Origin of the sequence: uncultured Tateyamaria sp., assembly GCF_947503045.1 — a bacterium.
Classification (GTDB): domain Bacteria; phylum Pseudomonadota; class Alphaproteobacteria; order Rhodobacterales; family Rhodobacteraceae; genus Tateyamaria.
Genome location: NZ_CANNCF010000001.1, coordinates 329034 through 353425, shown reverse-complemented (window position 1 = coordinate 353425; position 24392 = coordinate 329034). Strand labels below are relative to the sequence as shown.

Sequence of the window (24392 nt, the reverse complement as noted above, 5' to 3'; positions counted from 1 at the left end):
GGGTCAGTTGCGCACTTCGATCAAAGCAACCGGGGCATCTGCGGCCTGTTCAAAATCAAGCGGCGCGGTGTTTGACACCGCCGTCATGCGCTTGAATTCGTACTTCATCTCGCCGGCGTCTTCTTCTGAAGCGACGATCAGACATTGAAACAAATGCAGGGCACCATCGTAGAGGTCGATGAACCCACGCAAGGTCGGCGCATCAGCGGCATCCAGGGAAAACCCGGTCGCCCACATACGCAGCACGGGGTGGAATTTACCATCAGCAGACAGACGCAAACGCGATCCGGATTTCAGCGATTGCATGCGCGCGCTGTCCAATCCGGCCTGCACCTCTTTGGGGACAAAAGTTGTCATGGCACTCATTCCTTTGCGTTCAATTTACCGAACATGCGGCAAAAATGGTTTCAGTCCAGTAAATTAGCCCCCGTCGCATTCGGACTCATTTGCGCTGTGGCATTCACGTGACTCTTGGGATGTGCGGGCGCGCAGGGGATATGCGCGTCAGTACCCCTGTGGAACTGCGGCCATCCGTGCTCTATGTGCGGCCTAGTTCACAAGGCGGAGAACCACGATGGGATTGCTGATCGACGGCGTTTGGAAAGACCAATGGTACGACACCAAATCGACGGGCGGCGCGTTCAAACGCAAAGAGGCGGTGTTCCGAAACTGGATCACCGCTGATGGCAGCGCAGGACCATCCGGCACCGCAGGGTTCGCCGCAGAAAGCGGGCGCTATCACCTCTATGTCTCTTATGCCTGCCCGTGGGCACACCGCGCGTTGATCTTTCGCGCGCTCAAGGGGCTGGACGCGCATATCGGCGTGTCCGTGGTGCATCCCGACATGCTGTCCGACGGCTGGACCTTTGAAACGGACGCGCATGGTGCAAGCGGGGATGACCTGTTTGGCCTGCCTTTCGCCCGCGATCTCTACACCCGCGCCGATCCGAAATTCACCGGTCGGGTCACTGTGCCCATCCTGTGGGACAAGGCGCAGAACACCATCGTGAGCAATGAAAGCTCGGAAATCATCCGTATGTTCAACTCGGCCTTTGACGCAATCACCGGCAACAGCGATGACTACTGGCCAGAGGAACTGCGCGATGCCATCGCACCGGTGAATGACCGGATCTACGACACACTCAACAACGGGGTCTACAAGTCCGGTTTTGCCACCACGCAAGAGGCCTATGACGCCGCCGTGCACCCCCTGTTTGACACGTTGGACTGGCTCGATGCCCGCCTGTCAGATCACCGCTACCTGATCGGGGATCGGATCACCGAGGCCGACTGGCGGCTGTTCACGACGCTGGTGCGTTTTGATGCGGTCTATCACCTGCACTTCAAGTGCAATCGTAAACGGCTGGTCGATTACAGTAACCTTTGGGGCTACACGCGCGAGCTGTATCAATGGCCCGGAGTTGCTGAAACCGTGAACATGCACCACATCGTGCGCCACTATCACTACAGCCACGAAAGCATCAATCCGCACCGCATCGTGCCGATCAATCCAGAGATCGGCTTTGACGCGCCACACGTGCGAGGCTAGAGCGCGGGCCTAGTGCCCGCCGTAATGTGCCACCATCGCCGCCAGGTCTTCGGGCGGGGTGCCTGCTGGCAAGAATGCGCAGGCATTGCTGGCGTGGTTAAAGATCGAACCGTCTGAAAAAAAGGTCGTATCGGTCACAAAAATGACCCGTGCATCGGGATGGCGGTAGCTTGCAAAATCCGCCACGGCCAGCGCGCTGCCCTGTTTCAGGACAAGATCGAGAACGATAATATCAGCCTGATCGGTGGACAAATGCGCAACCGCATCATCCTGGTCATGGGCCTGCGTCACAGCATAGCCCTGCCTTTCAAGGTGGCGCGTCCAAAGCATGCCTAGCTCGGGTCGGCTTTCTACGATCAAAACTTTCATGGTCTCTCCAGAGCCAGCAGACTTCAGGCTCCATTCTCTGTTAGTGTCGCGTATTCTCTTAACAATTCGTTAATGACCGGCTTAATAGCTTAACGCTAGCGCATTGGCTTGTCTTTCACGCGGTTATCCGCTCTTTGCGGGCGCAAAATCGCCTATTTTGGCACAAATTGATCAGGAGCCTTGCATTTGGCCTCACAACGCGATCACGGCGGCGGACTGGATGCTGCGATCAAAACCTTCGGGGGCAGTCGCGCCGAATGGCTCGATTTGTCGACCGGAATCAACCCTGTCCCCTATCCCTTTCCCGCGCTTTCTGCCGATGCCTGGACCGCGCTGCCCGACACGCAAATGGCCGCAGACCTCACTCAGGCCGCCCGGACCTTCTGGCATGTCCCCGAAAGTGCGGAGATTCTCGCCGCACCGGGTGCGTCGGCATTGATCGCCCAAATCCCGCGCCTGGCCGCGCCCGCAACCGTGTCCATTCCCGCGCCGACATATAACGAACACGCCGCCAGCTTTGCCCAGCATGACTGGCAGGTGCACTCGGAAGGCGCGGCGCAGGGGCAGGTGCTTGTGCATCCCAACAATCCCGATGGACGAATGTGGTCGGAACAGGATCTCACCACACCGCTCTGCATCATCGATGAAAGCTTTTGTGACGTGGCTCCAGATCGCAGCCTGATCGCACATGCCGCGCAGCCCGGCAGAATAGTGCTGAAAAGTTTCGGCAAATTCTGGGGACTGGCCGGTGTACGGCTCGGCTTTGCCATCGGAGACCCGGCCTTGATCGCACGGCTCAGGGACATGCTGGGCCCATGGCCCGTGTCAGGCGTCGCGCTCGACATCGGCGCGCGCGCCCTCAACGACCCCACCTGGGCCGATCAGACGCGCAGCCGCCTTGCGGCTGACACTGTGCGGCTGGACGCCATGGTGTGCCAACACGGCGCGGCACTCTTGGGCGGGACGACTCTGTTCCGGCTCTACCGCGTCGATGATGCCAATGCGTGGCAAGACAGGTTGGCGCAGCACCACATCTGGTCGCGTATCTTTCCCTATGCCGACAACTGGATCAGGCTGGGACTGCCCGGACCCGATGGCTGGGACCGGCTAGAGGCGGCCCTTTGAACGGCGCGATCTTTCTTGCCCTCGCGTTATCGCTGGACGCACTGATGGGCGAACCGCGCTGGCTGTGGGCGCGTCTGCCCCACCCTGCCGTGCTGATGGGACGCGCAGTTGCGGGGCTGGATCGGGCCCTGAACGGCGGTGCGTCACAACGGCTCAAAGGCGTGTTGGCCGTGCTGATCCTCGTGAGCGGCGCCGGAGGCCTAGGCTGGGTCTTGCAACAGCTTGGTCCCGTTGTCAGCATCATCGCCGCCGCGATCCTTTTGGCGCAACGATCACTGGTTCAGCACGTGGCTGCCGTAGCATCCGGCCTGCGCCAATCGGACGAAGCGGGGCGCCATGCCGTTGCACAAATCGTCAGCCGCGACGTCTCCACCTCTGACGCCTCGGCCACCTCCCGCTCTGCCATCGAAAGCCTGTCGGAGAATTTCAGCGACGGCGTCATCGCCCCTGCCTTCTTGTTTCTGATCGCGGGCCTGCCGGGCATCGCGATCTACAAGGTGGTGAACACGGCAGACAGCATGATCGGCTACCTGACCCCGCGCCACACGGAATTTGGTTGGGCGGCGGCACGTCTGGATGATGTTCTGAACTGGGTGCCCGCGCGGCTGACGGCATTGCTGATTGCGCTCGTGGGGCGCAGCACCAGCCAGCTTGGCAACGCGCAACGCGACGCCCGCCTGCATCGCTCACCCAATGCCGGATGGCCCGAGGCGGCGATGGCCTACACGCTCGACATCGCGCTTGCCGGACCGCGCAGCTATCACGGGCAGGTCCGCGATCTGGCCTGGGTCAATGGCGCGGGACGACGCGATCTTGGCCCACCCGACATTGACGCCGCCATCGCAATCGTATGGAAAGCATGGGGGCTGAGTGTGGCCATCTGTGTGGGTATCGGGGGATTGGTATGGGTATATTGAAAAATCTGTCGGCGCTGTGCGTGGCCATTGTGCTGCCCGCCGGCGCGCAGGCGCAATGTGGCGGCTCGTTTTCCGCATTCAAGGCCGGGCTGGCCAGCGAGGCGGTTTCCCGTGGCATCTCCAAATCCACCGTCGACACGTTCCTGTCGGGCGTCAAGAGTGATCCCAAAGTGCTGCGTGCGGACCGGGCACAAGGCGTGTTCCAGCGCCCTTTCATCGACTTTTCCCGCCGTCTGATCTCGCAAAACCGCGTCAATGCGGGTCGGGCCAATGCGCGCACCTACGATGGCATTTTCGACCGGATCGAACAGCGCTACGGCGTGGACCGGCACGTGTTGCTCGCCTTTTGGGCGTTCGAGACGGATTACGGCGCGTTTCAAGGGGATTTCAACACCGCCAACGCCCTCGTCACCCTCGCCCATGATTGTCGCAGACCCGAACTGTTCCGCCCGCAGGTCTTTGCCGCGATGGAACTTTTCGCCCAAGGCGGGTTCGATCCGCGCCGCACGACGGGGGCATGGGCCGGGGAAATCGGCATGGTGCAGATGCTGCCGCAGGACATCCTGATCAACGGCGTCGACGGGGACGGCGACGGGGCGGTGCGGCTCAAGACATCCGCTCCTGACGCGTTGATGTCAGGCGGCAAGATGCTGCAGCATCTGGGCTGGCAAGCCGGGCAGCCATGGTTGCAAGAGGTGACGGTGCCCGCCCAGATGGACTGGTCGCTGAGTGGCCTTGGCACGACTAAAGCGACAAGCGAATGGCAAGCCCTTGGCGTGCGCGCGCGCAATGGCAGGCTGGCAAACCTGCCCGCCTCGCTGATCCTGCCACAGGGGCACAAGGGGCCCGCCTTTCTCGCCTATCCGAACTTCAATGTATATTTCGAGTGGAACCAGTCTTTTACCTACGTTCTGACAGCCGCCTATTTCGCCACCCGACTGGCAGGGGCGCCGGTCTATGACGCAGGCAACCCCGATGCCGGGCTGGGACCAGACCAGATGAAGCGACTGCAGACCCGGCTGCAGGCGCGTGGATATGATGTAGGCAAGATTGACGGCATCCTTGGCGCGGGCACCCGCGCAGCGGTGCAGGCCGAACAGAAACGGCTGGGGCTGGCAGCGGATGCATGGCCCACGCGAGCGTTGCTGGATCGGCTTTGAGCGCGTTCCACGTTTGTAATTTGGTAAGGTTTGGACTGTATTCCGAGCACCGATAGTTCCGTTCAGTGCAGTCACCGAACAGACGACCCGGCAGAGCTGCTACTCTGCCGGGTCACTCTTTTTCAGGTCATATCCCGATCAAGAGGCGAATGATGGCAAAGCATCGCGATGACAATGGCCACCATCCATTTTCGATAGTTTCTGTCACTCAGGTCAATCACCTCCTTCCGTGGCTCGGGATGAGCCACGGTTCAGACGTATTGGGTAAAGATTTATTCAATTCGAATCGCTTCCGCGGAACGCGCCTTACGCCACCAGCGTCTCCGCCTTTTTCAGATCCACCGACACCAGCTGGCTGACGCCCTGTTCGGCCATGGTCACGCCAAACAGACGATCCATGCGGGCCATGGTCACCGCGTGGTGGGTGATGATCAAAAACCGCGTGTCGGTGCGGCGGCACATCTCATCCAGCAGGTCACAGAACCGGGTCACGTTGGCATCATCCAGCGGCGCGTCGACCTCGTCCAGCACGCAGATCGGGGCCGGATTGGCGAGGAAAACGGCAAAAATCAGCGCCATGGCCGTCAGCGTCTGTTCCCCCCCGCTCAGCAAGCTCAGCGTGCTCAGCTTCTTGCCCGGCGGCTGGCACATGATCTCAAGACCGGCCTCAAGCGGGTCGTCGCTTTCGACCATGACCAAATTCGCCTCGCCGCCGCCAAAGAGGTGGGTAAACAGCAACGAAAAGTTCGAGTTGACCTGTTCAAAGGCCGTCAGCAACCGCTCGCGCCCCTCGCGGTTCAGGCTGGCGATGCCGCTGCGCAGGGTCTTGATCGCTTCCTCAAGGTCCGCCTTTTCCGACACCAGCCCGTCATGTTCGACCTGCACCTCCTTGGCGTCTTCCTCTGCGCGCAGGTTGACGGCACCCAACGCGTCGCGCTGGCGTTTGAGGCGGTTCACGTCCGCCTCCAATGCGCCCGCAGCGGGCATCTGGTCCGGGTTCACATCCAATGCATTCAACAACTGGTTTGGCGTCATCTGCTGATCATCCGCGATCCGCTCGGCGGCGATGGCCACGGTTTCGCGGGCGGCCTCGGCGCGGGCCTCCGACCGGGCACGGGCCTCGCGGGCCTCAGAAGCCAGACGTTCAGCCTCGCGCTCTTGCCGCGTGGTCTCGCGCAAATGCCCCTCGGCCCCGGACAGCGCGTTGTTGGCCTCGGCCCGACGCGATTCAGCGACGGCAATCTCTTGCCCCAACGCATCGCGTTTTGCGGCCAGTTCGGCTGGGGCGGCTTCGGCCAGCGCCAGTTCGGTCTCCGAGGCGGTTTTGCGCTCGACCAATTCCGCACTGCGCTTTTCCGCCGTTTCAAGGCGGTGGCGCCAGCCGCTGATCTCCTTGGTGATCTCCTGGGCACGCTTGGTGCGCGCCTCGCCGGTGCGGCGCAGATCGTCATGGGCGGACCGGCGCGACATCATCATGATACGCGAGGCCTCGACCGTCATGCGCAGATCCTCGACCTCGGCACGCGCGGTGTCGAGGTCAGGCAGATCGGCAAGGGCGGCTTCGGCCTCGGCCACGCGGGTGCGCGCCGCCATCGCGTCCTCTTCGTGGCGGGTCACGGCCAGACCAAGCGACTCCAGGCGACCCGCTGCCAGATTGCGATCCGCTTCGGCCCGGCTCAGGGCACGTGCGGCCTCGGCCACCATCCGGTCGGCCTCGCGGCGCGCATGGCGGGCTTGTTTGTCGGCCTCGGTCAGCTCGGTCAGTCGCTGCGTCAAGGCCTCATGGGCCTGTCGCGCGCCATCCGCATGGGCCGTCGCCCGTTCCAGCGATTGTTTCAGCTCTTCCAACCGATTGAGCTGCTGCAGACGCAAAGCGGCCGCACTTGGCGCGTCCTCGGCCCAGGCGCGGAACCCGTCCCAGCGCCACAAGTCACCTTCGGGGGAAACAAGGCGCTGACCCGGTTTCAGCAAGGGTTGCAAACGCGGCGCATCATCCGCATCGCACAGGCCGATCTGGCTCATCCGGCGGTTCAGCACATCCGGCACCGACACGTGCTGCGTCAGTGGCGTGACGCCCTCGGGCAGAGGCTGCACTTCGTGATAGGCGGGCAAGATGGCCCATCCGGACGGGCCATCAGCGTCCACTTCGGGGGCACGCAGATCATCCGCCATCGCCGCGCCCAAGGCTTTTTCAAAGCCCTGCTGCACCTGCAACCGGTCCAGGATCTGGCCACCTTCGGCCGTGTCGCGTTCGACCAGCTTGGCGAGCGCGCCAGCCTCGGCGCGCAGGGCGTTCATCTCGCCCTCGGCTTCGGAGCGTTCGGCGCGGGCATCAGCCTCGCGGGCCTGCGTTTCGGCGCGCGCCTCTTCTGCGGCAATCAGGGTCTCATCCGCGCGCAGGGCCGTCGCCTCGGCTTGTGCCACAGCACTTTGGGCGGTCGCAAAATCCGTGCCCGCCTTGTCGAGGGCCGCCTGACTGGTCGCCACCGCCTCGCGCGCCTTCACGGCTTCGGATTCCGAGCGTTGCTCGACCTTGCGGTTGTCCTCCAGCAGCCGCTGGGCAGAGCCATGACGCGCCGCCAGACGGGCGACGTCTTCGGTCTTGTCGCCCTGATCGGCCTCGCGGGCCTGCAAGACCTGACCGGCCTCGCGGGCCGCCACGGCTGCAGCCTCCAGCAGGTCTTCGTGACCCTCGCTGGCCTTGGCGATTTCGGCCGCCTCCCATTCCAGACGTTCAATCGTGTCGCCCGCATCGCGGTTCAACCCGCCCTCGCGTTCGATATCGCGGGCCAGTTGGGCGATGCGCTGGCTCAACGTCTCGATGGTCTGGGCCGCCTGCGCTTCCTGATCGCTCAGTGTGTCGCGTTGCACGGCAAGACGCTGAAGAACGGCGGCAGCAATGGCATCCTCCTCGCGCAGGGGCGGCAGCGCCTCTTCGGCACTCTGGCGGGCCTTGGCAGCCTCGCGCACCATCGCCTCGGCCTGTGCGGCAGCGGTTGTGCGGGCGCGCAATTCGTCGTCCGCCGCGCCGCGCGCGATATCCGCCTCACGCCAGCGACGATACAGCAACTGCCCCTCAGCGCGGCGCAACTCATTGCCGATCTCGCGATAGCGCGCTGCCTGCCGGGCTTGCCGGGCGAGCTGCGACAGTTGTGCCGCCAGTTGTTCAATCACATCATCGACGCGGGACAGGTTCTGTTCAGCCCCTTTCAGCTTCAGCTCCGCCTCGTGACGGCGCTGATAGAGGCCCGAAATCCCCGCCGCCTCTTCCAGTATGCGGCGACGGTTCTTGGGTTTGGCATTGATCAACTCGGCGATCTGACCCTGCCGGACAAGGGCCGGCGAATGCGCCCCGGTCGAGGCATCGGCAAACAGCATCTGCACATCGCGGGCGCGCACATCCTTTCCGGCGGCCTTGTAGGCACTGCCCACATCGCGTGTGATGCGGCGCACGATATCCAGCGCATCCGCATCGTTAAAACCCGCCGGCGCAAGGCGCTCGGAGTTGTCGATATGCAGCGACACTTCGGCGAAGTTGCGCGCCGGGCGGGTGGCGGCCCCGGCAAAGATCACATCTTCCATACCCCCGCCACGCATCGCCGTGGGGCGGTTTTCGCCCATCACCCAGCGTAGCGCTTCCAGCAGGTTGGATTTGCCACATCCATTGGGGCCCACCACGCCCGTCAGACCATCCGCGATGATCAGATCAGTCGGATCAACAAAGGATTTGAACCCCGTCAGTCTCAGTTTGGAAAAGCGCACGCACGACCCGTTTGGTTAACTCATTCTGGGGTCACAGAGTGGCCGGACACCCTACACGAGTCAACGCGATGTCACCACAATCAGCGCAAGTACGCAGTTTATCCACAAGATATTGCGATCAACCGCTCAAATCAGGGTGCAATCGAGATCAAGGACAAGCTCGTGCGTGGCTGGGCTGATATGGGAATCGAGGGTGAGGCAGTCATATTCGCCCTGCGGCTTCAATCGGTCCGGCGCAGGTCCGCCCTTGCCGCAATCGAGGATTCCGGTCGCCTGTGCCTGATCGCCGCGCACCTCCTTGACGGCACAGCCGCTCACGATCTGCATCGCCTTGCCCGCACGGTCGCGGATCGGTCCAAAGCGGGGGGCGTATTCGGGATTGGTGCGGATCGCCTCGGCCAGCCTGCCGTTCACCCGGACATCAAAGGTCGACCCATTCACTGTCACCGTCGTCGCAGGCAGGCCGCGAAAATGCGGACCTGCGGTGTTGCAAGCGACAGCAAAGACAAAAGAGAACAGGGCAAGAGACTTTCGCATGGTCCCAGCCTTGGCGCAGCTTGGTTAACACGGGCTTAATGCAACACGGCTGCGTCGCATTTGCACCCGAAACGAATTGGTCATATGACTTTACCAATTCATCTAGGAACCCCGATGCCCTTTCGACCCGTGCAGCCCGAAAAACTCTCTTCTGCCGTGATCCGGCAGATCGAACAGCTGATCCTGCGCGGCATCCTGCGCCCCGGTGAACGGCTGCCGCCCGAACGCGAGATGGCCGAGCGGATGAACGTCTCGCGCCCGTCCTTGCGCGATGCCGTCAGTGCCCTGCAGGAACGGGGCCTTCTGGCCACCCGCCCGGGTGCGGGGATCTTTGTCGCCGACGTGCTGGGCTCGGCCTTTGCGCCCGCGCTGACCGAGCTGTTCGCGCGCCATGACGAGGCGGTGTTCGACTATCTCAGCTTTCGCCGCGACCTCGAAGGGCTGGCCGCCGAACGGGCAGCGCGGCTGGCCTCGGACACGGATCTGGCCGTGGTCAACACCGTGTTCGAAAAGATGGAGGCCGCCCATCCCAAGCGCAACAGCGATGAAGAGGCGCGGCTGGATGCGCAGTTCCACATGGCCATCACCGAGGCGAGCCACAACGTGATCATGCTGCACATGATGCGCTCGATGTACCAGTTGCTGCGCGACGGCGTGTTCTACAACCGTCAGGTCATGTTCAAACAGCGCACCACGCGCCAGTCCCTGCTGGACCAGCACCGGGCCATCAACGACGCGCTTCAGAGCCGTGATCCGGATGCGGCGCGGGCAGCGGTGCACACGCATCTCGACTATGTGGAACGCGCCCTGCAGGACCAGAAAAAGGCCGAAAGCAACGAGAACATCGCGCGTCAGAGGTTGGATCACGAAACCGGCGGCTAGGGCTGGCCCCCCCACAAACGCGGAACGATGCGAATGTTGTGATCAGGCATAAAAAACCCGGCCACGTCACGCGACGGGCCGGGCTTGGTAATTCACTTGAGCGAAGGCCTAGTGCAGCTTTGCATCCACCTGTGCGATTGACTCTTCGATCAGCTTGTTGGCGTCTGCGGCCGACATCTGCTTTTCGATCACGGTGCGGGCGGCCGAGATGGCCACGGTCACGGCACTGTCGCGCACTTCCTTGATCGCACCGGCTTGGGCCGAGGCAATCTGGTCCTCGGCAGAGGCCATGCGGCGCTCGATCGAGCGGGCCAGATCGGCGCGGGCCTGATCGGCGGCGGCTTCGGCGTCGATCTTGGCTTGTGCCACGATCTTGTCGGCCTGTTCCTGCACTTCCTTGTGCTTGCGCTCGTAAGAGGCCAGCAGGGCCTGTGCCTCGTCACGCAGGGCGCGGGCCTCGTCCAGTTCCGACTGAATGCCCGATGAGCGGTCATCCAGCATCTTGGACAACATCCCCGGCACCTTGAAATAGAACAGGACGGCGACAAACAGGATAAAGGCGATCAGGACGATAAAGTCCGTGTTGGCAAGGCTGACAAAGGGACCCTTTGCCGCCCATGCCGGGCTTGCCATCAGGCCAAGAGCCAGTGCGGATGTGATGGTTTTGATCCCCATGGCCTTATCCCTTCATCCGGGCGGAAACAGCCGCACCGATTGTCTTGGCATCGGCCTTGCCACCCATGGCGGCCACGATCTCGCCCGCGGTGTCCTTGGCGACTTCGGCAACGGCTTCCATCGCGCCTTCGCGGATTTCGGCAATGGCCTTTTCGCTTTCGGCAGCCTTGGCGGCGATCTGGGCGTCAGCCTTTTCGATGGCCACATCCAGATCGGCCTGGATTTTCGCCTTGGTCTCGCCTGCGATGCGTTGCGCTTCGGCGCGGGCATCGGCCAGCGCCTTTTCATAGGCGGCTTCGGCCTCTTCGGCCTTGGCCTTGAGGTCTTCGGCGGCGGCGATGTCATTGGTGATCGTGCCCTGCCGTTCAGCAAGGATGGCCGCGATCCGTGGCAGGGCCACGCGCGACAGCACGAAATAGATGGCGACAAGGGCCAGAAGCAGCCAGAAGATCTGGTTGCCAAACGTCCCTACGTCCAGTTGCGGCATACCGGGCGCCGCCCCTGCTGCAACTTCTGCAGCTGCATTTGTATCGGTTGCCATATCGGTCGTTCCCCTGAGTGGGCCCTGCCAGCAAGGCCAGAATGCGAAGCCGTCACGGATGGGCCGCGTGATGATATCACGCCGCCCGACCGTAAGGAATGCGTCTCAGAAGTCTTAGACGGCGAACATCAGCAGCAGAGCGACGAGGAACGAGAAGATCCCCAGGGCTTCTGCAAAGGCGATGCCGATGAACAGTGTCGCTGTCTGACCGGCGGCTGCCGATGGGTTGCGCAGAGCGCCAGCGAGGAAGTTGCCAGCCACGTGGCCAACACCGATAGCGGCTGCGCCGGAACCGATTGCTGCGAGGCCTGCGCCGATGTGTGCGAGTTCACCTTCCATGAGAATTCTCCTTACGATTGGAAGTTAGTAGATGTGTCCGGCGGGATCAGCCCCGCCATACATTAGTGATGCGGATGCAATGCGTCCTTGAGATAGACGCATGTGAGGATGGTAAAGACGTAGGCCTGAATGGCCGACACGAGAACTTCGAGCCCGTAGATCGCCATCACGCCGATGATCGCGACAGGGGCAATCGCCGCCACCTGGGCAAAGCCTGCGAACACTTTCAGAACGGCGTGACCGGCCATCATGTTGCCCGCCAGACGAATGGAGTGGCTGACAGGGCGCACGAAGTAGGAAATGATTTCGATGATCGCCAGTACAGGACGCAGCGGCAGCGGCGCGCTCGACACCCAGAACAGGCCCAGGAACGACGCACCGTTCTTGACGAAACCAAGGATCGTGACCGCAAAGAACACGCCAAAACCAAGGATCGCCGTGACCGCGATATGCGATGTGGTGGTAAAGGACATCGGGATGAGGCCAAGGAAGTTGGCGCAGAGGATGAACATGAACAGAGTCATGATGTAGGGGAAATACTTGATCCCGTCCTTGCCCGTGACGTCTTCGACCATCTTGTAGACAAAGCCATACATCAACTCGGCAATCGACTGGCCCTTGCCGGGCACAACCGCGCGTTTGGATGTGGTCAGAACCATCAGGCCCAGAATGGCCAGAACCGCCAGCGCCAGCCACACGGTCACGTTGGTGATCGTGTACCAGTGCACCGGATCACCGACCTCGCCAAACCACGGCTTGACGATGAACTGATCCATGGGGTGGAATTCCAACCCGCCGCCGCTTTTTGCTTCATCTGCCATCAGGCTCTCTCCGTCTCATCTCACCCTTGCGGGCGGTCATCTTGCTCTTCGGCCAATTCGGCGGCCTGCTTGCTTTGGACTTCTTCCGCACTGCGCATCATCGTTTTGACACCGGCGGCAAAGCCCAGAAATATAAACACGATCATGAGCCACGGAGAGGTGCCAAACAGCGCATCCAGCCCGTAACCCATACCAAACCCGATCCCCAGACCGGCCACCAACTCGATCACCATGCGCCAGGCCAGTTGCGCCTGAGAATGATGATCCGGCGTGCGGGGTTTGGGTGCGTGAACCTCTTTGACAGCCTCCAGACGCGCATTGAGCGCCTCCATCTTGGCCTTGTCATCAGGGTCGGTCACGTGCCGTTGTCCCGTCCTTTGGATAGGGTGGTGGATATGTTGGAGGGCCGGATGAGTCAACCGGCGTATAGGTGCGGGATGTCGCACCTTAACCTACTGTTTTTTTGCATATTTTTAGAACAATGAAGGACGGGAGGGCGCCCGCGCTGACCCCGATCCTGCCCTTGTGGGCCAGTTCTGGTTATTCAACCGATTGGTTGATCTTTTGCGCTGCGCAGGGCCTGCGTGTGATCCAGCAGCCAGGCGCGCACCGCCCGCACGGCCTTGCGCCGCCCGGCTTGCCCGCTGGTCAGCAAGTGGAATGCGCCCTGTTGCAGGCCGACCTGCGACACCCGCACCAAGCGCCCTGCGGTTTCGTCCAGATAGGTGCCATCCGCGGCGCCAAGATAGACGCCCGCCCCATGCACCGCCGCCTCCAGCGCGAGAGCCGCGCGCATCCGCCAGGGCGGGTCTGGCACGGTCACGTCCCAACCGGCATGTTTGACCCAGTCGATCCAGATGTTGCCACCGCGATCCCGCAGCAGAGGCACAGTGTTCAAATCTTCGGGGCGCAACACATCGCCCTTCAGGTACCCGGGCGCGGCAAAGGGGTAGATCGCGGCATCGCTCAACAGATCGGAGGGTTCGTCCAATTGCCCGGTTTTGGCATAGCGCACCGCAAGGTCGGCCTCGTAGCGGTCAAGATCAGCCAACTCGTTTGAGCCGATCAGCCGCAATTCGACATCCGGCAGGTCGCGCTGGAACTTGGCCAAGAGCGGCACTATGATCTTGGCGGCGAAAACCGGTTCGCTGTTCAGAACAACCCGGCCCGCAGGGGTGTCAGCCAGCCCCTCGGTCGCCTCGCTGATCACGTCAAAGGCCGGGGTGATGCGCCCCAGATAGTGGCCGCCCTCGGCCGTCAGCGCCACGCCGCGCGCGGCATCGCGAAACAGCTGCACCCCCAGCCGCGCCTCAAGTCCGCGCACATGGCGGCTGATGGCGGAATGGCTCACGCCCAGCTCTTCGGCCGCGCGGGTAAAGCTTTCATAGCGGGCCGCCGCCTCGAAGGCGCGCAAGGCATTGAGCGGGGGCAAGGTGCGGGACATGGCTCACTTGTGCACTTTTTGCACAAGAGATGTCAAAGAACTCTGTTTGTGGCCGTGCAGCGCATCTGCGAGAATGAGCCATCAACCCCTGAAACATGAGGTAAATCATGCAGCTGACACGCTCAAACGCGCTTTTGCGCGCACAATCCTTCTGTGCCAAAATCTGGCAGCAGATGCAGCCCAAGCCCAAAGTCAAAGGCGCGACATTGCCCCCGCTGACGTCGCATATCGCCCGGGATATCGGCCTGTCCCCCGGCGAACTGGCCGAGATGCGCCATCGCTGGCCGTCCGAAACCACGCGGCATCCGTACCTGTGAGCGCTTTTCTTGGCCTCGAACTGCGCTTAAGACGGTGTCATGGCCGATCCCCTCGACACCACATTTGCCGCGCTGGCCGATCCGACCCGGAGGGCGATCCTGACGATGCTGCTTGAGGATGACATGGCCGTCACGGACGTGGCCGAACCGTTCGAGATGTCGTTGGCCGCGATTTCCAAACACCTCGTCATCCTGACCCGCGCAGGCCTGATCGCGCAGGAAAAGCGCGGTCGGGTCAAGTGGTGCAAGCTGCAGCCCGACGCGATGCGCGCCGCTTTGGTCTGGATGCAGGGTTTTGGCCAGTTTGAGCCAGTGAACCTTGATGCGTTCGAGCGGTTTCTGGCCGCCGAACTGCCCGGCGGGGATCAGCCCTGAGCTCCAGCGCCGCCCGCTAGCGCGCCACCTCATCATCGCGCAGCAACATGACCAGCGCGATCACGGTCAGCATTATGCCCGCGAGCACCAAGGCCCCCGGCACGTCATTGCCCAGCGCCACCTCCCACCCGATGACCCAGCTTGGAGTGAGATAGGTATAGGCCATCACCTTGGCGCTCGGCAGGCGCATGGTGGCAAATTGCAGCAACACGAACGTCGCCGCCGAGGCAATGATCGCAACATAAAGGATGGTGACCCACACGATTGCGGGCAGGCCCGTCCAGTCGGTGGCGCGGATATCGGACCAGCCATAAACGCTCAGGATCACCGCCCCTGCCACAAGCATTCCAAAGGTGAACACGACCGCAGGCTCGTCCCGATTGAGGCGACGCACCATCGGCGTGTACAGCGCGTGGCTCACGCAGCCAATGAAATAGATCATCTCGCCGCGCCCGACCTCAAAGGCCAGAAAGGCCGCGAGATCTGCGCGAAAGATCACCCACAGCGCCCCGACCGCCCCGATGGCAAGGGCCGCCGCCATCCGCGGGGTCGTGATCTGGCGCAGCAGCAGCCAGCCGAACCCCGCGGCCAGCACCGGGGTCAGGGTGAACACTGCCGCCGTGCTGACGGGCGGGGCTGTCTTGAGCCCCTCGAACATCAGCACAAAATAGATCGCAAATAGCCCACCCAGCACCAGATAGCGCCACGGAGCGACCAAAGCCGACCGGGTCAACCCGCCCGTCGCCAGCACCGCTGCCCCGATGATGGCCGCCGCGATCACAAAGCGGATGGCATTCAGCGCCGTCGGCGCAATCTCGTTCGCGGCCAGAGAGCCCAGCGAGAATGATCCCGCCACAAGGGCGGAGAAACACAGCATCGCGGCATGGCCGCGCAGGGCCGGGCTCATCGCGGCTGGTCCCTCACAGAACTTTCCAGTCTTTCGAGCGGTCCTTGAGGAAGGTCAGAAACGCCTGCACCTTGTTGGTGCGGTGCAGATCGACATGGGTGACCAGCCACATAGGGGCTGTCCAATCCTCGTTCGGGGGCATGATCTCGACCAGATCCGGGTTTGCACGCGCCTCCATCACCGGCAGGAACCCGACGCCCGCCCCGGCCAGCACCGCCTGTTCCAGCGCGCGCACATCTGTGGAGCGAAAGGTGATCGTGTCTTCGGACACCTGACTGCGCAGCCACTTGTTGAACGGGGCGCGGCTGTCCGCTTCGTCATGGCAGATAAAGCGGTGCCCGCTTGTGTCGCCAAGCAGGTCCGGATGGCCGTGACGCGCGACATAGTCCTTGGTGGCATAAAGCCCCACGGTCAGCCGCACAAAGGGCTGCACCACATTGTCGGGCTGGTCGGGTGCCGTGCCTGCACGGATCGCCACATGGGCCTCGCCATATTCTAGGCGAAACAGGCGATCCCCGGTCAGATAGCGCACGATCACATCCGGATGCTGCTGCTGAAAGGCGGTCAACACCGGGGCCAGCCGAGGGGCCATGGTGATCAGCGAGGTCACCACCAACTCGCCCGACACTTCGGTGCCGCGGCCCTTGATACGGCCCACCAACTGGCTGAACTGGTCATCCGTGGCCTGGGCGACGCGAAACAGATCATCCCCGGCCTCAGTCGGGGTGTAGCCGCGCGCGTGGCGCTGAAACAGTTTGACCCCCAAACGGCCCTCAAGCGCGTCGATATGGCGGATCACCGTGGCGTGGTGGACGCCCAGCACTTCGGCGGCGCCGCTGACGGTGCCCATGCGGGCGACCTGATAGGCCGTTTTGATCTCGTCCCAGTTGTCCATGCAGCGCCCTCATGTGCAAATGCAAACAGATACTGTTGAGTTTCAGTAATTGCGTTCGAATTTGCAAGGGTCAAATATGAGGGCAGAGACAAAAATCATCCTCCCTGGAAAGGACCTGACCATGACCACTCTGCACATAGACAGCTCTGCCCGCCTGCAAGGCTCTGTCACACGTGACCTCTCGTCCCAGATCGTCGCCAAATTCGGCGGCTCCGTGATCCGCCGCGACCTCAGAGACGCGCTGCCCCAGATCACCGAAGACTGGGTGAACGCCAACTTTACCCCCGCCGATCAGCGCGATGCCGTCCAGATCGACACGCTGGCCCTGTCCGACGCATTGATCGAGGAACTCAAGGCCGCCGACACAATCGTCATCGGCGTTCCCGTTTACAATTTCGGCATTCCCACCGCGCTCAAGGCGTGGATCGACCTGGTCGCGCGCGCGGGCGTGACCTTCAAATATACCGACACCGGCCCCGTGGGACTGCTGGATGGAAAACGCGCCATTCTCGCCGTTGCCTCGGGCGGAACGCAGGTGGGCAGCGACATCGACTTTGCCACCGGTTACCTGCGGCACGTGCTGGGCTTTATCGGCATCCATGACGTCGAAATCATTGCCGCCGATCGCGTGATGGCAAAAGGGGCCGAGGCGGTCGCAACCGCTCAGGACGCCATCGGCAAACTGGCGGCCTGAGCCACTTCAATTCTTAAAGACCACCACTCATCGCCCCTCTGATCCCGGTCAGAGGGGTTTTCGCTGTCGCAAGGCCAGCGAGGGTAGCGGACCGGCTGGACGATCATCACAATCGACGCCTAGACTTGGTGCATGACCGTGCTGCGCAATCTGCCCTCGCAATTGATCCTTGCCCACGCGCCCTGGGTGCTGGGGGGTGGAGTGATCGTGTGTATCGTGGCCTGTGCAGCCGCCGGGCTGGCATTGCTGGCGCAGGGTGAGGTTGCAGGACTGATCACCGTGGCCGCAGGCGCAGGCGTGCCGCTGGGCATATTCGCGCTGGCGATCAAACGCGATCAGGTGATCTTTGACGCAAGCGCCGGAACGGTCACGGTGCAACGGCGCACCTTGCTGGCCTACAAGTCCAGAACCTATCCGCTGGACGTGGTGCGCCGGGCCGAGGTCGAAGAGTTTTCAGACACCGCCCGCGCGACGCTGACCTTTCACGACACCACCCCGCCCTACCCGCTGGTCGAGGCTTACGTCTCCGGCAACGGCCCGCGTCAGGCGGCGGACACAATCAACGACTGGATGCGCAGCTATCGGCGGATCTCAGGCTAGATCGGCCAACGCCTGTCCCTCACGACCCTATTCCGCACCACCCGGATCGCCCCCATCAGGGCCGGGCCTGACACCCTGTCCAAACAAAAATCCGTCCCCAATTCGAATAAGACCCCGAAGTCCCGTGTTTCCTCTTCAGAACCCAATTTGAGAAACCAGACACACGAGGACGACATGTTTAAATACGATGGAATTAGCTACCCCGACCAATCCACTGAGGTTCTTGCAGACCAGACTCTGGGGCCCATGTTTCGGGCGTTTCTGGACAAAAAAATGTGCCCCGAAAAATACCAGTTTCTGGATGCAGCCAGCAAAAAGCGGGATCCCAAATCCCAATTCAAACTCTTCTTTGCAGACAACGCAACATGGCCCGTCAATGCACAATCCGATGCTCTGGTCACGGCCAAACGGCTGGGCAAGGCAAAGGACTGGAAATCCAAGGATTGGAAGAAGGTCTACGATATCTCGATTGCCGACACCAACAACTTTGTCAGCGGTGAGTTCGTGGAACTGTTCTATCAAAAAGACGCGGCCTTTAAGGCACACCATGTCGGTGCGATTTTTAAGCAGTTTCATCGCCAGAAACATCCCGATCTGATGGCTGAACTGGGCGTCTCGGACAAAAAGGCCCTCGCCAACGTCGCCGCCATGCTCAAAGCCGGCAAGAAGTCGGACGGGCCGCGCAGCGCTAAAGCCTATGTCAAAAAGAACAAAATTCAGATGAAAGCAGGCGAGGTGATCAAGAAAATCAAAAAGGCATTCAAGATCAAATGAGCGCGCCAGCTGACCTTTCACGACACCACCCTAACTGCAGGGTGAGGGTCATGTCTGCGGCCACGGCCCCCGGCAGGCCGCGGACACAATCAACGACCGGATCCGCAGCTATCGGCGGATGTCGAGACAAGGCGGGCCTTAAAACAGAGGACCAAATGAGGGGCTGACAGTCCCGGCCCTTTCAGCCTCACACTCAAAATCTGACCGTCACGTCCCCCACGAGTTTGACATGATATCAATCCACTTACTGTGACCGGGATCACTGTTGGGTTTCACGTCCTTGCCGCTCTTTGATTTGATCGCATCGGCCGACTTCTTCAGCGCGTTGTCCAGCTCCTTCTGGGCGTCCTTGGGAATCTCCTCGCCCTTGGCCTGTTTCCAGATACCGGACATTCTCTTGTCATAGGCGGCCGCTTCCTTCTGCAACTCCTTTTGCAAAGGTCCGATCAGCGTGTTGACAAGCGCCTTGGCCTCCTTTGTCTTGCAGCCATCTCGCGCAGTTTGCAAATCGCCGACAATGGCGAATTTCATCGCGTTCTTCTTGGCAAAATTTGCGGACTCCTTGCCGCTGGCCTTGATCAGGTTGCCTATGTTCAAACTCATGTTCTATCTCCTGTGTTCGTCCAAGTGCGCGTTCCAGCCCGTCAACCGAGCCTCGTGAAATTAAGATGCGGGGTCCGGATCATCTGCTCTCTGTGGCCCATGAAAGGAATGGGTCGCTGGCATGAGCTTCGACCCACATGTCGATGCGATCGCGTCCTCGGATGTCTTCGAAACCGTCTCCAACGCATGGCGCCTGCGTCTCGCGCATTGCCCGCATCGCGCGCATGCAGCGCGCCATCGATCACGCCATCTCTCCCGGCATAGGCGATGTCTCGTCGCCGCTGGCCATAATCACTTCGTTGAAATTCATATGCTTTGCCTTGGTTTTGATACCTAAAATCAGCGGATTGGTCCGGAATGCGCAATAATGCACGGAACTCTGCCCGCCGACCCTGCGCTTGGCAAGGCCACAGGACCGCACACAACCCGTTTCGGCAGGGCCACGCGCATCGCGCAGCGCGCGCATCCCACGCTTGACTCGCGCCCCCCAACCCCCTAATCCGCGCACAACACCCGGAAGCATCACAGTTTCCGGTCCCTTGGGATCACCCGGGATCGACCTCCGTCAGCGCGTTGCGCCCACGGGGGTGATTTTCGTTTGCCGCCTTGGGAACATCACCGCCTGACCCTACCTGTCAGGTCAACGTCAATGGTCGCACAGGAGCATGGCCCATGTTTGAAAATCTATCCGAACGCCTCTCCGGTGTCTTTGACCGGCTGACGAAACAGGGCGCGCTGTCCGAGGAGGACGTCAAGACCGCCCTGCGCGAGGTCCGCGTGGCATTGCTTGAGGCGGATGTCTCGCTGCCCGTGGCCCGCGACTTCGTCAAAGCGGTGCAGGACAAGGCCACAGGTCAGGCCGTCACCAAATCCGTCACCCCCGGCCAACAAGTCGTCAAGATCGTGCACGACGCCCTGATCGACACGCTCAAGGGCGAAGGCGAACCGGGTGCCTTGCGCATCGACAGCCCGCCCGCCCCGATCCTTATGGTTGGCCTGCAGGGCGGTGGTAAAACCACAACCACCGCCAAACTCGCCAAGCGGCTCAAGGACCGCGACGGCAAACGGGTGCTGATGGCGTCCCTCGACGTGAACCGCCCCGCGGCCATGGAACAACTCGCCATCCTCGGCACCCAGATCGGCGTCGACACCCTGCCCATCGTCAAGGGCGAAAACCCCGTCCAGATCGCCAAACGGGCCAAGACCCAGGCCAGCATGGGCGGCTATGACGTCTATATGCTCGACACCGCAGGCCGCCTGAGCATCGACGAAGAGCTGATGACGCAGGTCGAACAGGTCCGCGATGTCGCCAATCCACGCGAGACCCTGCTGGTGGTCGATGGCCTGACCGGTCAGGACGCTGTGCACACCGCCCAGAACTTTGACGACCGCATCGGCATCTCCGGCGTCGTGCTCACGCGGATGGACGGCGACGGGCGCGGCGGCGCGGCCCTGTCGATGCGCGCGGTCACAGGCAAGCCGATCAAGTTCGTGGGCCTCGGCGAAAAGATGGACGCGCTCGAAACCTTCGAACCGGAGCGGATCGCGGGCCGCATCTTGGGCATGGGCGACATCGTGGCCCTCGTCGAAAAGGCGCAGGAAACCATCGAGGCCGAACAGGCCGAGCGCATGATAAAGCGCATGGCCAAGGGTCAGTTCAACATGAACGACCTGCGCATGCAGCTCGAACAAATGCTCAAGATGGGCGGCATGGAAGGGATGATGGGCATGATGCCCGGCATGGGCAAAATGGCCGCACAGGTCAAAAACGCAGGCTTTGACGACAAGATCCTGAAACAACAGATCGCCATGATCCAATCCATGACGAAAAAGGAGCGCGCCGCGCCGCAAATCCTGCAAGCGAGCCGCAAGAAACGGATCGCGCGCGGGTCGGGGATGGAGGTCTCTGACCTCAATAAGCTGCTGAAAATGCACCGCCAGATGTCGGACATGATGAAAAAGCTTGGACGTGGCAAAGGCGGCATGATGAAAAAAGCGCTGGCGGGTATGATGGGCGGCAAGGGCGGCATGGACCCGACTGCAGGCATGGACCCCAAGCAACTCGAAGCGGCGGCCAAGCAATTGGGCAGCGGCGGCATGCCCGGTCTGGGCGGCGGCGGCATGGCCCTGCCTCCGGGCCTGTCGGGGTTCGGTAAAAAGAAATGATTACGGCGCTGATCACATATGTGATCGACCCGGCCAAGGTCGATGCGTTCGAGGTCTACGCACGCGCGTGGATTCACCTCGTGAACCGCATGGGCGGCACGCATCACGGCTATTTCCTGCCGCATGAAGGGGCCAACAACAAGGCGTGGGCGATGTTCTCCTTTCCCTCGCTTGCCGCTTACGAAGACTATCGCCACGAAATGGCGCAGGACGGCGACTGCCAGAAGGCCTTCCGCCACGCCACCGACACCGGTTGCATCCTCAGCTATGACCGCACCTTCACCCGCCCTGTGCTGGAAGGGACCGCGCCCGAGGACCTCGGGCTATGACATCTATTCCAACGCTGACAACGGATCGCCTGATCCTGCGCGCGCCTGCACCAAAGGACGTGCCGGCCTTTGCCACGTTCTATGCATCGGATGCGGCCCGTTTTGTCGGCGGCCCGTTGAGCGAGGCGGAAACCTGGCGCTACCAGTGTCAGGTCATCGGGCATTGGTCCATGCGCGGATACGGGCGCTGGATGGTGACCCTGAAAGACGACGATGCAGCCATTGGGCTTGTCGGCCTGCACAATCCGCTCGACTGGCCCGAACCCGAGGTCGGCTGGTACATCTGGTCCGGCACCGGCAAGGGCTATGCGACCGAGGCCGGGCGCGCCGCACGGGACTATGCCTATGACACGCTGGGCTGGGACACCCTGGTCAGCATGATCGTCAGCGGCAATGACGCCTCCGTGCGGGTCGCGACGCAAATGGGGGCCGTGCGCGTGGAGGATCATCACCACCCCGTCCATGGCGCCATGGAAGTCTACCGCCATCCCGGACCACAGGCGCGCGCATGACCCACAGCCTCGCCCCAACCCTCACCACCGAGCGTCTGACGCTACGCGCGCATGTCATGTCGGACTTTGCGCCGCTCTATGCGCTGTTCGCCACGGACCGCGCCAAATACATGGGCGGCCCTGTGCCGGCGAAAGAGATGTGGTACTGGATCGCCGCCGAAGTCGGCAGCTGGCCGCTGCAGGGCTTTGGCAGCTGGGGTGTGGAACGACGCGAAGACGGGGCCTTCATCGGTCAGGTCGGGATCAACAAACCACATCACTTCCCCGAACCCGAACTGGGCTGGGTCCTGCTCGACGCCTTCGAAGGCCACGGCTATGCCCGCGAAGCCGCACAAGCCGCGCGCGACTGGTACTGGGCCAACACCGACGCGCAAAGCGTGGTCAGCTACATCACCCCGGGCAACACACGCTCCGAAGCACTGGCAATACGGCTCGGCGCGCGCCTCGATGCGAGTGCTGCACGCCCCGAGGGCGAAAATGCCGAAGAAACCGCCGTCTACCGGCACCGGAGGGCGGCATGATCACCGTCACCGGCACACCTACCCTGACGACCGACCGCCTGACGCTGCGCGCGCCGCACCCGGGCGATCTGGCCGCCTTCATTGCCTTTTACGCCACCGACCGGTCGCATTTCACCGGTGGGCCCAAAACCTTGCGCGAGGCGTGGAACTACTTTGGCACCCAAATCGGTCACTGGGTCATGCGCGGCTATGGCATGTTCGTCCTCACGCGGACGGGCGATGACACAGCACTCGGCATTGTCGGCCACTGGCACCCCAACACATGGCCCGAACGGGAAATCGGCTGGGTCCTGTTCGATGCGGCAGACGAAGGACAAGGCATCGCGTTCGAGGCCGCACAGGCCTGCATCTCCCATGCCTATGACACGCTGAACTGGACCACCGCCGTCAGCTATATCGCGGCTGAAAACACCGCCTCCATCGCGCTTGCAGAACGGCTTGGCGCAAGCCTCGACACAAAGGCAACGCCGCCGCCCAGCACGATACCGGCCCTGGTCTATCGCCACCTGTCTCCTTCTCTGATTTCAAAAAATCCTCCCCGAAGGGCCGGACAGCCACAAGCTCAGCCCTCAACCAAGGGGGCTCAGGGTGCCACCAGCACCAATGTGTCGTCGCGCGCCAGCGCGTCCGCAGGATCACCCACAGGCGGTGCGCGATGACATCGCTCCGCATCCCCACGATCGAGACCCGGCGGCTTTCCTTACGCGGCCCCCGCGCCGAGGATTATCCGAACTTCAAGGCCACCTTCGCCTCCTACCGCTCGCGCTTCATGGGCGGCCCGCTCAACCCGTATGAGGCGTGGATGCTCTACGCCGCCGAAATGGGGCACTGGGAAATCCGCGGTTTTGGCATGTGGATGATCCACGACAAAGGCACGGACGAAACCTACGGCATGGCCGGAGGCTGGAAACCCGCTGGCTGGCCCGAACGGGAAATCGCCTGGATCATCTGGCCGGACAAGGCAGGCAAGGGCTACGCGCTTGAGGCCACGCATGCGGTACGCAAACACTACTATGCCAACGGCTGGGACACAGCCGTCAGCTACATCGACCCCAAGAACCTCGACAGCATCCGACTGGCCGAAAGGCTCGGCGCGAAAAAGGACGCGGACGCACCCAACATCGACGGCTCCGATGCCGTCTACCGCCACCCCGCCCCGGCCCAGCTGAACGACACACAACTGAGCCACGGGATCGAAATGGAAATCGGCCACTACGCCGACCCGAAATTCACACCGAAAGGATGGGCGCTTGACTGACGTTGTCTCCAAAGCAGCCGAAGTGCTGGCCGAGCATCGCAACAGCATCGACAGGCTCGATGCGATCCTCGTCTACACGCTGGGCGAGCGGTTCAAACACACGCAGGCCGTGGGGAAACTCAAGGCCACACACGACCTTCCACCAAGCGATCCCGCCCGAGAAGCGGCACAGATCGCGCGGCTTGAAGATTTGGCAAACCGGGCCGATCTGGACCCGGAATTTGCCAAGAAGTTCCTGAACTTCATCATCGCTGAAGTCATTCAGCATCACAAAAGTCACCAAACCTAACGCCGGGGCCAACCGCCCCACAAAACTGAAA

The 24392-nt window shown here is 62.1% G+C and carries 31 protein-coding genes; 17 read left to right on the top strand and 14 right to left on the bottom strand.

The features are described 5' to 3' along the window. Window positions 1-3: 3 nt before the first annotated feature. The gene (locus Q1A89_RS01820; RefSeq protein WP_299722879.1) at window positions 4-357 is read right to left on the bottom strand and encodes a hypothetical protein; all 354 of its coding nucleotides are present in this window, start codon (window positions 355-357) and stop codon (window positions 4-6) included. 217 nt (window positions 358-574) lie between these two features. Between Q1A89_RS01820 and Q1A89_RS01815 the strand changes: the two genes are divergently transcribed. Then, on the top strand, window positions 575-1549 hold the full coding sequence (locus tag Q1A89_RS01815) for a glutathione S-transferase family protein (protein ID WP_299722876.1): 975 nt from the start codon (window positions 575-577) through the stop codon (window positions 1547-1549). A 9-nt stretch (window positions 1550-1558) separates the two neighbouring features. Here the strand turns inward: Q1A89_RS01815 and Q1A89_RS01810 are convergent, their stop codons facing one another. After that, the gene (locus tag Q1A89_RS01810; protein ID WP_299722873.1) at window positions 1559-1918 is read right to left on the bottom strand and encodes a response regulator; all 360 of its coding nucleotides are present in this window, start codon (window positions 1916-1918) and stop codon (window positions 1559-1561) included. 186 nt (window positions 1919-2104) lie between these two features. On the opposite strand from Q1A89_RS01810, the gene cobD reads away from it, so the two are divergent. Genes cobD through Q1A89_RS01795 form a run of 3 tightly spaced genes read left to right on the top strand, consistent with a single transcriptional unit; the run spans window position 2105 to window position 5120 of the window. Beyond that, window positions 2105-3043 (top strand): threonine-phosphate decarboxylase CobD, encoded by a 939-nt coding sequence (gene cobD / locus Q1A89_RS01805; RefSeq protein WP_299722870.1) that lies wholly within the window; start codon window positions 2105-2107, stop codon window positions 3041-3043. Then, on the top strand, window positions 3040-3960 hold the full coding sequence (gene cbiB, locus Q1A89_RS01800; RefSeq protein WP_299722867.1) for an adenosylcobinamide-phosphate synthase CbiB: 921 nt from the start codon (window positions 3040-3042) through the stop codon (window positions 3958-3960). Before cobD ends, cbiB begins: the two co-directional genes overlap by 4 nt. After that, window positions 3948-5120: a lytic murein transglycosylase gene (locus tag Q1A89_RS01795; RefSeq protein WP_299722864.1), complete on the top strand. Its 1173-nt coding sequence runs from the start codon at window positions 3948-3950 to the stop codon at window positions 5118-5120. Before cbiB ends, Q1A89_RS01795 begins: the two co-directional genes overlap by 13 nt. A gap of 306 nt (window positions 5121-5426) precedes the next feature. Here the strand turns inward: Q1A89_RS01795 and smc are convergent, their stop codons facing one another. Then, window positions 5427-8882, bottom strand: a complete 3456-nt coding sequence (gene smc, locus Q1A89_RS01790) for a chromosome segregation protein SMC (protein ID WP_299722860.1) — start codon at window positions 8880-8882, stop codon at window positions 5427-5429. Between the two features lie 126 nt (window positions 8883-9008). Beyond that, entirely contained in the window at window positions 9009-9419 is a 411-nt protein-coding gene (locus Q1A89_RS01785; protein WP_299722857.1) for a hypothetical protein, read from the bottom strand. Between the two features lie 114 nt (window positions 9420-9533). Here Q1A89_RS01785 and Q1A89_RS01780 point away from each other — a divergent pair, with 114 nt between their 5' ends. After that, window positions 9534-10301 carry an FCD domain-containing protein gene (locus tag Q1A89_RS01780; RefSeq protein WP_299722854.1) on the top strand — a complete coding sequence of 256 codons (768 nt, stop codon included), beginning with the start codon at window positions 9534-9536 and terminating at the stop codon, window positions 10299-10301. A gap of 108 nt (window positions 10302-10409) precedes the next feature. On the opposite strand, the gene Q1A89_RS01775 is transcribed toward Q1A89_RS01780, so the two are convergent. The 6 genes from Q1A89_RS01775 to Q1A89_RS01750 all read right to left on the bottom strand — a co-directional run bounded on the left by Q1A89_RS01775 (window position 10410) and on the right by Q1A89_RS01750 (window position 14121). After that, window positions 10410-10976, bottom strand: coding sequence for a F0F1 ATP synthase subunit B (locus Q1A89_RS01775; RefSeq protein ID WP_299722851.1), 567 nt, complete (start codon window positions 10974-10976; stop codon window positions 10410-10412). A gap of 4 nt (window positions 10977-10980) precedes the next feature. Continuing rightward, entirely contained in the window at window positions 10981-11517 is a 537-nt protein-coding gene (locus Q1A89_RS01770) for a F0F1 ATP synthase subunit B' (protein WP_299722848.1), read from the bottom strand. Between the two features lie 114 nt (window positions 11518-11631). Then, a complete protein-coding gene (locus tag Q1A89_RS01765; RefSeq protein WP_015496525.1) occupies window positions 11632-11856 on the bottom strand; it encodes a F0F1 ATP synthase subunit C in 225 nt (74 codons plus the stop codon). A 62-nt stretch (window positions 11857-11918) separates the two neighbouring features. After that, window positions 11919-12677 carry a F0F1 ATP synthase subunit A gene (locus Q1A89_RS01760; protein ID WP_299722845.1) on the bottom strand — a complete coding sequence of 253 codons (759 nt, stop codon included), beginning with the start codon at window positions 12675-12677 and terminating at the stop codon, window positions 11919-11921. Window positions 12678-12697: 20 nt separating this feature from the next. Beyond that, the gene (locus Q1A89_RS01755; RefSeq protein WP_299722840.1) at window positions 12698-13036 is read right to left on the bottom strand and encodes an AtpZ/AtpI family protein; all 339 of its coding nucleotides are present in this window, start codon (window positions 13034-13036) and stop codon (window positions 12698-12700) included. Between the two features lie 185 nt (window positions 13037-13221). Continuing rightward, window positions 13222-14121, bottom strand: a complete 900-nt coding sequence (locus Q1A89_RS01750) for a LysR family transcriptional regulator (protein ID WP_299722837.1) — start codon at window positions 14119-14121, stop codon at window positions 13222-13224. A 107-nt stretch (window positions 14122-14228) separates the two neighbouring features. On the opposite strand from Q1A89_RS01750, the gene Q1A89_RS01745 reads away from it, so the two are divergent. After that, a complete protein-coding gene (locus Q1A89_RS01745) occupies window positions 14229-14438 on the top strand; it encodes a hypothetical protein (protein WP_299722834.1) in 210 nt (69 codons plus the stop codon). A gap of 39 nt (window positions 14439-14477) precedes the next feature. Next, complete coding sequence (locus Q1A89_RS01740; protein ID WP_299722831.1) at window positions 14478-14813, top strand: metalloregulator ArsR/SmtB family transcription factor; 336 nt, start codon at window positions 14478-14480, stop codon at window positions 14811-14813. Window positions 14814-14829: 16 nt separating this feature from the next. On the opposite strand, the gene Q1A89_RS01735 is transcribed toward Q1A89_RS01740, so the two are convergent. Together Q1A89_RS01735 and Q1A89_RS01730 are read right to left on the bottom strand one after the other, a co-directional pair. After that, entirely contained in the window at window positions 14830-15720 is an 891-nt protein-coding gene (locus tag Q1A89_RS01735; RefSeq protein ID WP_299722828.1) for a DMT family transporter, read from the bottom strand. A 13-nt stretch (window positions 15721-15733) separates the two neighbouring features. After that, a complete protein-coding gene (locus Q1A89_RS01730; RefSeq protein WP_299722825.1) occupies window positions 15734-16615 on the bottom strand; it encodes a LysR family transcriptional regulator in 882 nt (293 codons plus the stop codon). Between the two features lie 115 nt (window positions 16616-16730). Between Q1A89_RS01730 and Q1A89_RS01725 the strand changes: the two genes are divergently transcribed. The 3 genes from Q1A89_RS01725 to Q1A89_RS01715 all read left to right on the top strand — a co-directional run bounded on the left by Q1A89_RS01725 (window position 16731) and on the right by Q1A89_RS01715 (window position 18683). Next, on the top strand, window positions 16731-17309 hold the full coding sequence (locus Q1A89_RS01725; RefSeq protein ID WP_299726032.1) for an NAD(P)H-dependent oxidoreductase: 579 nt from the start codon (window positions 16731-16733) through the stop codon (window positions 17307-17309). 132 nt (window positions 17310-17441) lie between these two features. Then, window positions 17442-17909: a hypothetical protein gene (locus Q1A89_RS01720; protein WP_299722822.1), complete on the top strand. Its 468-nt coding sequence runs from the start codon at window positions 17442-17444 to the stop codon at window positions 17907-17909. Between the two features lie 174 nt (window positions 17910-18083). Beyond that, complete coding sequence (locus Q1A89_RS01715; RefSeq protein WP_299722819.1) at window positions 18084-18683, top strand: hypothetical protein; 600 nt, start codon at window positions 18084-18086, stop codon at window positions 18681-18683. Between the two features lie 207 nt (window positions 18684-18890). Here the strand turns inward: Q1A89_RS01715 and Q1A89_RS01710 are convergent, their stop codons facing one another. Next, window positions 18891-19286, bottom strand: a complete 396-nt coding sequence (locus Q1A89_RS01710) for a hypothetical protein (RefSeq protein ID WP_299722817.1) — start codon at window positions 19284-19286, stop codon at window positions 18891-18893. Between the two features lie 241 nt (window positions 19287-19527). Further along, entirely contained in the window at window positions 19528-19752 is a 225-nt protein-coding gene (locus Q1A89_RS01705; RefSeq protein WP_299722814.1) for a hypothetical protein, read from the bottom strand. A 206-nt stretch (window positions 19753-19958) separates the two neighbouring features. Between Q1A89_RS01705 and ffh the strand changes: the two genes are divergently transcribed. From ffh to Q1A89_RS01670, 7 genes are read left to right on the top strand one after another with little or no spacing between them, the layout of a single operon-like run. Then, window positions 19959-21452 carry a signal recognition particle protein gene (ffh, locus tag Q1A89_RS01700; protein ID WP_299722811.1) on the top strand — a complete coding sequence of 498 codons (1494 nt, stop codon included), beginning with the start codon at window positions 19959-19961 and terminating at the stop codon, window positions 21450-21452. Beyond that, complete coding sequence (locus Q1A89_RS01695) at window positions 21449-21781, top strand: NIPSNAP family protein (protein WP_299722808.1); 333 nt, start codon at window positions 21449-21451, stop codon at window positions 21779-21781. Before ffh ends, Q1A89_RS01695 begins: the two co-directional genes overlap by 4 nt. After that, window positions 21778-22293 carry a GNAT family N-acetyltransferase gene (locus tag Q1A89_RS01690; RefSeq protein ID WP_299722805.1) on the top strand — a complete coding sequence of 172 codons (516 nt, stop codon included), beginning with the start codon at window positions 21778-21780 and terminating at the stop codon, window positions 22291-22293. The genes Q1A89_RS01695 and Q1A89_RS01690 overlap by 4 nt, the downstream gene beginning before the upstream one ends. Continuing rightward, window positions 22290-22814 carry a GNAT family N-acetyltransferase gene (locus Q1A89_RS01685; RefSeq protein ID WP_299722803.1) on the top strand — a complete coding sequence of 175 codons (525 nt, stop codon included), beginning with the start codon at window positions 22290-22292 and terminating at the stop codon, window positions 22812-22814. The genes Q1A89_RS01690 and Q1A89_RS01685 overlap by 4 nt, the downstream gene beginning before the upstream one ends. Next, window positions 22811-23473, top strand: a complete 663-nt coding sequence (locus Q1A89_RS01680; protein ID WP_299722800.1) for a GNAT family N-acetyltransferase — start codon at window positions 22811-22813, stop codon at window positions 23471-23473. The genes Q1A89_RS01685 and Q1A89_RS01680 overlap by 4 nt, the downstream gene beginning before the upstream one ends. Beyond that, window positions 23470-24072 carry a GNAT family N-acetyltransferase gene (locus Q1A89_RS01675; protein ID WP_299722797.1) on the top strand — a complete coding sequence of 201 codons (603 nt, stop codon included), beginning with the start codon at window positions 23470-23472 and terminating at the stop codon, window positions 24070-24072. The genes Q1A89_RS01680 and Q1A89_RS01675 overlap by 4 nt, the downstream gene beginning before the upstream one ends. Then, complete coding sequence (locus Q1A89_RS01670; RefSeq protein ID WP_299722794.1) at window positions 24065-24361, top strand: chorismate mutase; 297 nt, start codon at window positions 24065-24067, stop codon at window positions 24359-24361. The genes Q1A89_RS01675 and Q1A89_RS01670 overlap by 8 nt, the downstream gene beginning before the upstream one ends. The last annotated feature ends 31 nt before the right edge of the window (window positions 24362-24392 follow it).

Excerpts from the sequence above, each read along its gene's own strand:
- Q1A89_RS01690 (WP_299722805.1), top strand. The coding sequence starts at position 21,778 with ATGACATCTATTCCAACGCTGACAACGGATCGCCTGATCCTGCGCGCG.
- Q1A89_RS01710 (WP_299722817.1), bottom strand. The coding sequence starts at position 19,286 with ATGAGTTTGAACATAGGCAACCTGATCAAGGCCAGCGGCAAGGAGTCC.
- Q1A89_RS01695 (WP_299722808.1), top strand. The coding sequence starts at position 21,449 with ATGATTACGGCGCTGATCACATATGTGATCGACCCGGCCAAGGTCGAT.
- Q1A89_RS01815 (WP_299722876.1), top strand. The coding sequence starts at position 575 with ATGGGATTGCTGATCGACGGCGTTTGGAAAGACCAATGGTACGACACC.
- Q1A89_RS01765 (WP_015496525.1), bottom strand. The coding sequence starts at position 11,856 with ATGGAAGGTGAACTCGCACACATCGGCGCAGGCCTCGCAGCAATCGGT.
- Q1A89_RS01770 (WP_299722848.1), bottom strand. The coding sequence starts at position 11,517 with ATGGCAACCGATACAAATGCAGCTGCAGAAGTTGCAGCAGGGGCGGCG.
- Q1A89_RS01720 (WP_299722822.1), top strand. The coding sequence starts at position 17,442 with ATGACCGTGCTGCGCAATCTGCCCTCGCAATTGATCCTTGCCCACGCG.
- Q1A89_RS01760 (WP_299722845.1), bottom strand. The coding sequence starts at position 12,677 with ATGGCAGATGAAGCAAAAAGCGGCGGCGGGTTGGAATTCCACCCCATG.
- Q1A89_RS01795 (WP_299722864.1), top strand. The coding sequence starts at position 3,948 with ATGGGTATATTGAAAAATCTGTCGGCGCTGTGCGTGGCCATTGTGCTG.
- Q1A89_RS01750 (WP_299722837.1), bottom strand. The coding sequence starts at position 14,121 with ATGTCCCGCACCTTGCCCCCGCTCAATGCCTTGCGCGCCTTCGAGGCG.
- Q1A89_RS01810 (WP_299722873.1), bottom strand. The coding sequence starts at position 1,918 with ATGAAAGTTTTGATCGTAGAAAGCCGACCCGAGCTAGGCATGCTTTGG.
- Q1A89_RS01715 (WP_299722819.1), top strand. The coding sequence starts at position 18,084 with ATGTTTAAATACGATGGAATTAGCTACCCCGACCAATCCACTGAGGTT.
- ffh (WP_299722811.1), top strand. The coding sequence starts at position 19,959 with ATGTTTGAAAATCTATCCGAACGCCTCTCCGGTGTCTTTGACCGGCTG.
- Q1A89_RS01705 (WP_299722814.1), bottom strand. The coding sequence starts at position 19,752 with ATGCGCGCGCTGCGCGATGCGCGTGGCCCTGCCGAAACGGGTTGTGTG.
- Q1A89_RS01775 (WP_299722851.1), bottom strand. The coding sequence starts at position 10,976 with ATGGGGATCAAAACCATCACATCCGCACTGGCTCTTGGCCTGATGGCA.
- Q1A89_RS01745 (WP_299722834.1), top strand. The coding sequence starts at position 14,229 with ATGCAGCTGACACGCTCAAACGCGCTTTTGCGCGCACAATCCTTCTGT.
- Q1A89_RS01675 (WP_299722797.1), top strand. The coding sequence starts at position 23,470 with ATGACATCGCTCCGCATCCCCACGATCGAGACCCGGCGGCTTTCCTTA.
- Q1A89_RS01780 (WP_299722854.1), top strand. The coding sequence starts at position 9,534 with ATGCCCTTTCGACCCGTGCAGCCCGAAAAACTCTCTTCTGCCGTGATC.
- Q1A89_RS01680 (WP_299722800.1), top strand. The coding sequence starts at position 22,811 with ATGATCACCGTCACCGGCACACCTACCCTGACGACCGACCGCCTGACG.
- Q1A89_RS01735 (WP_299722828.1), bottom strand. The coding sequence starts at position 15,720 with ATGAGCCCGGCCCTGCGCGGCCATGCCGCGATGCTGTGTTTCTCCGCC.
- Q1A89_RS01740 (WP_299722831.1), top strand. The coding sequence starts at position 14,478 with ATGGCCGATCCCCTCGACACCACATTTGCCGCGCTGGCCGATCCGACC.
- Q1A89_RS01785 (WP_299722857.1), bottom strand. The coding sequence starts at position 9,419 with ATGCGAAAGTCTCTTGCCCTGTTCTCTTTTGTCTTTGCTGTCGCTTGC.
- Q1A89_RS01730 (WP_299722825.1), bottom strand. The coding sequence starts at position 16,615 with ATGGACAACTGGGACGAGATCAAAACGGCCTATCAGGTCGCCCGCATG.
- Q1A89_RS01685 (WP_299722803.1), top strand. The coding sequence starts at position 22,290 with ATGACCCACAGCCTCGCCCCAACCCTCACCACCGAGCGTCTGACGCTA.
- Q1A89_RS01820 (WP_299722879.1), bottom strand. The coding sequence starts at position 357 with ATGACAACTTTTGTCCCCAAAGAGGTGCAGGCCGGATTGGACAGCGCG.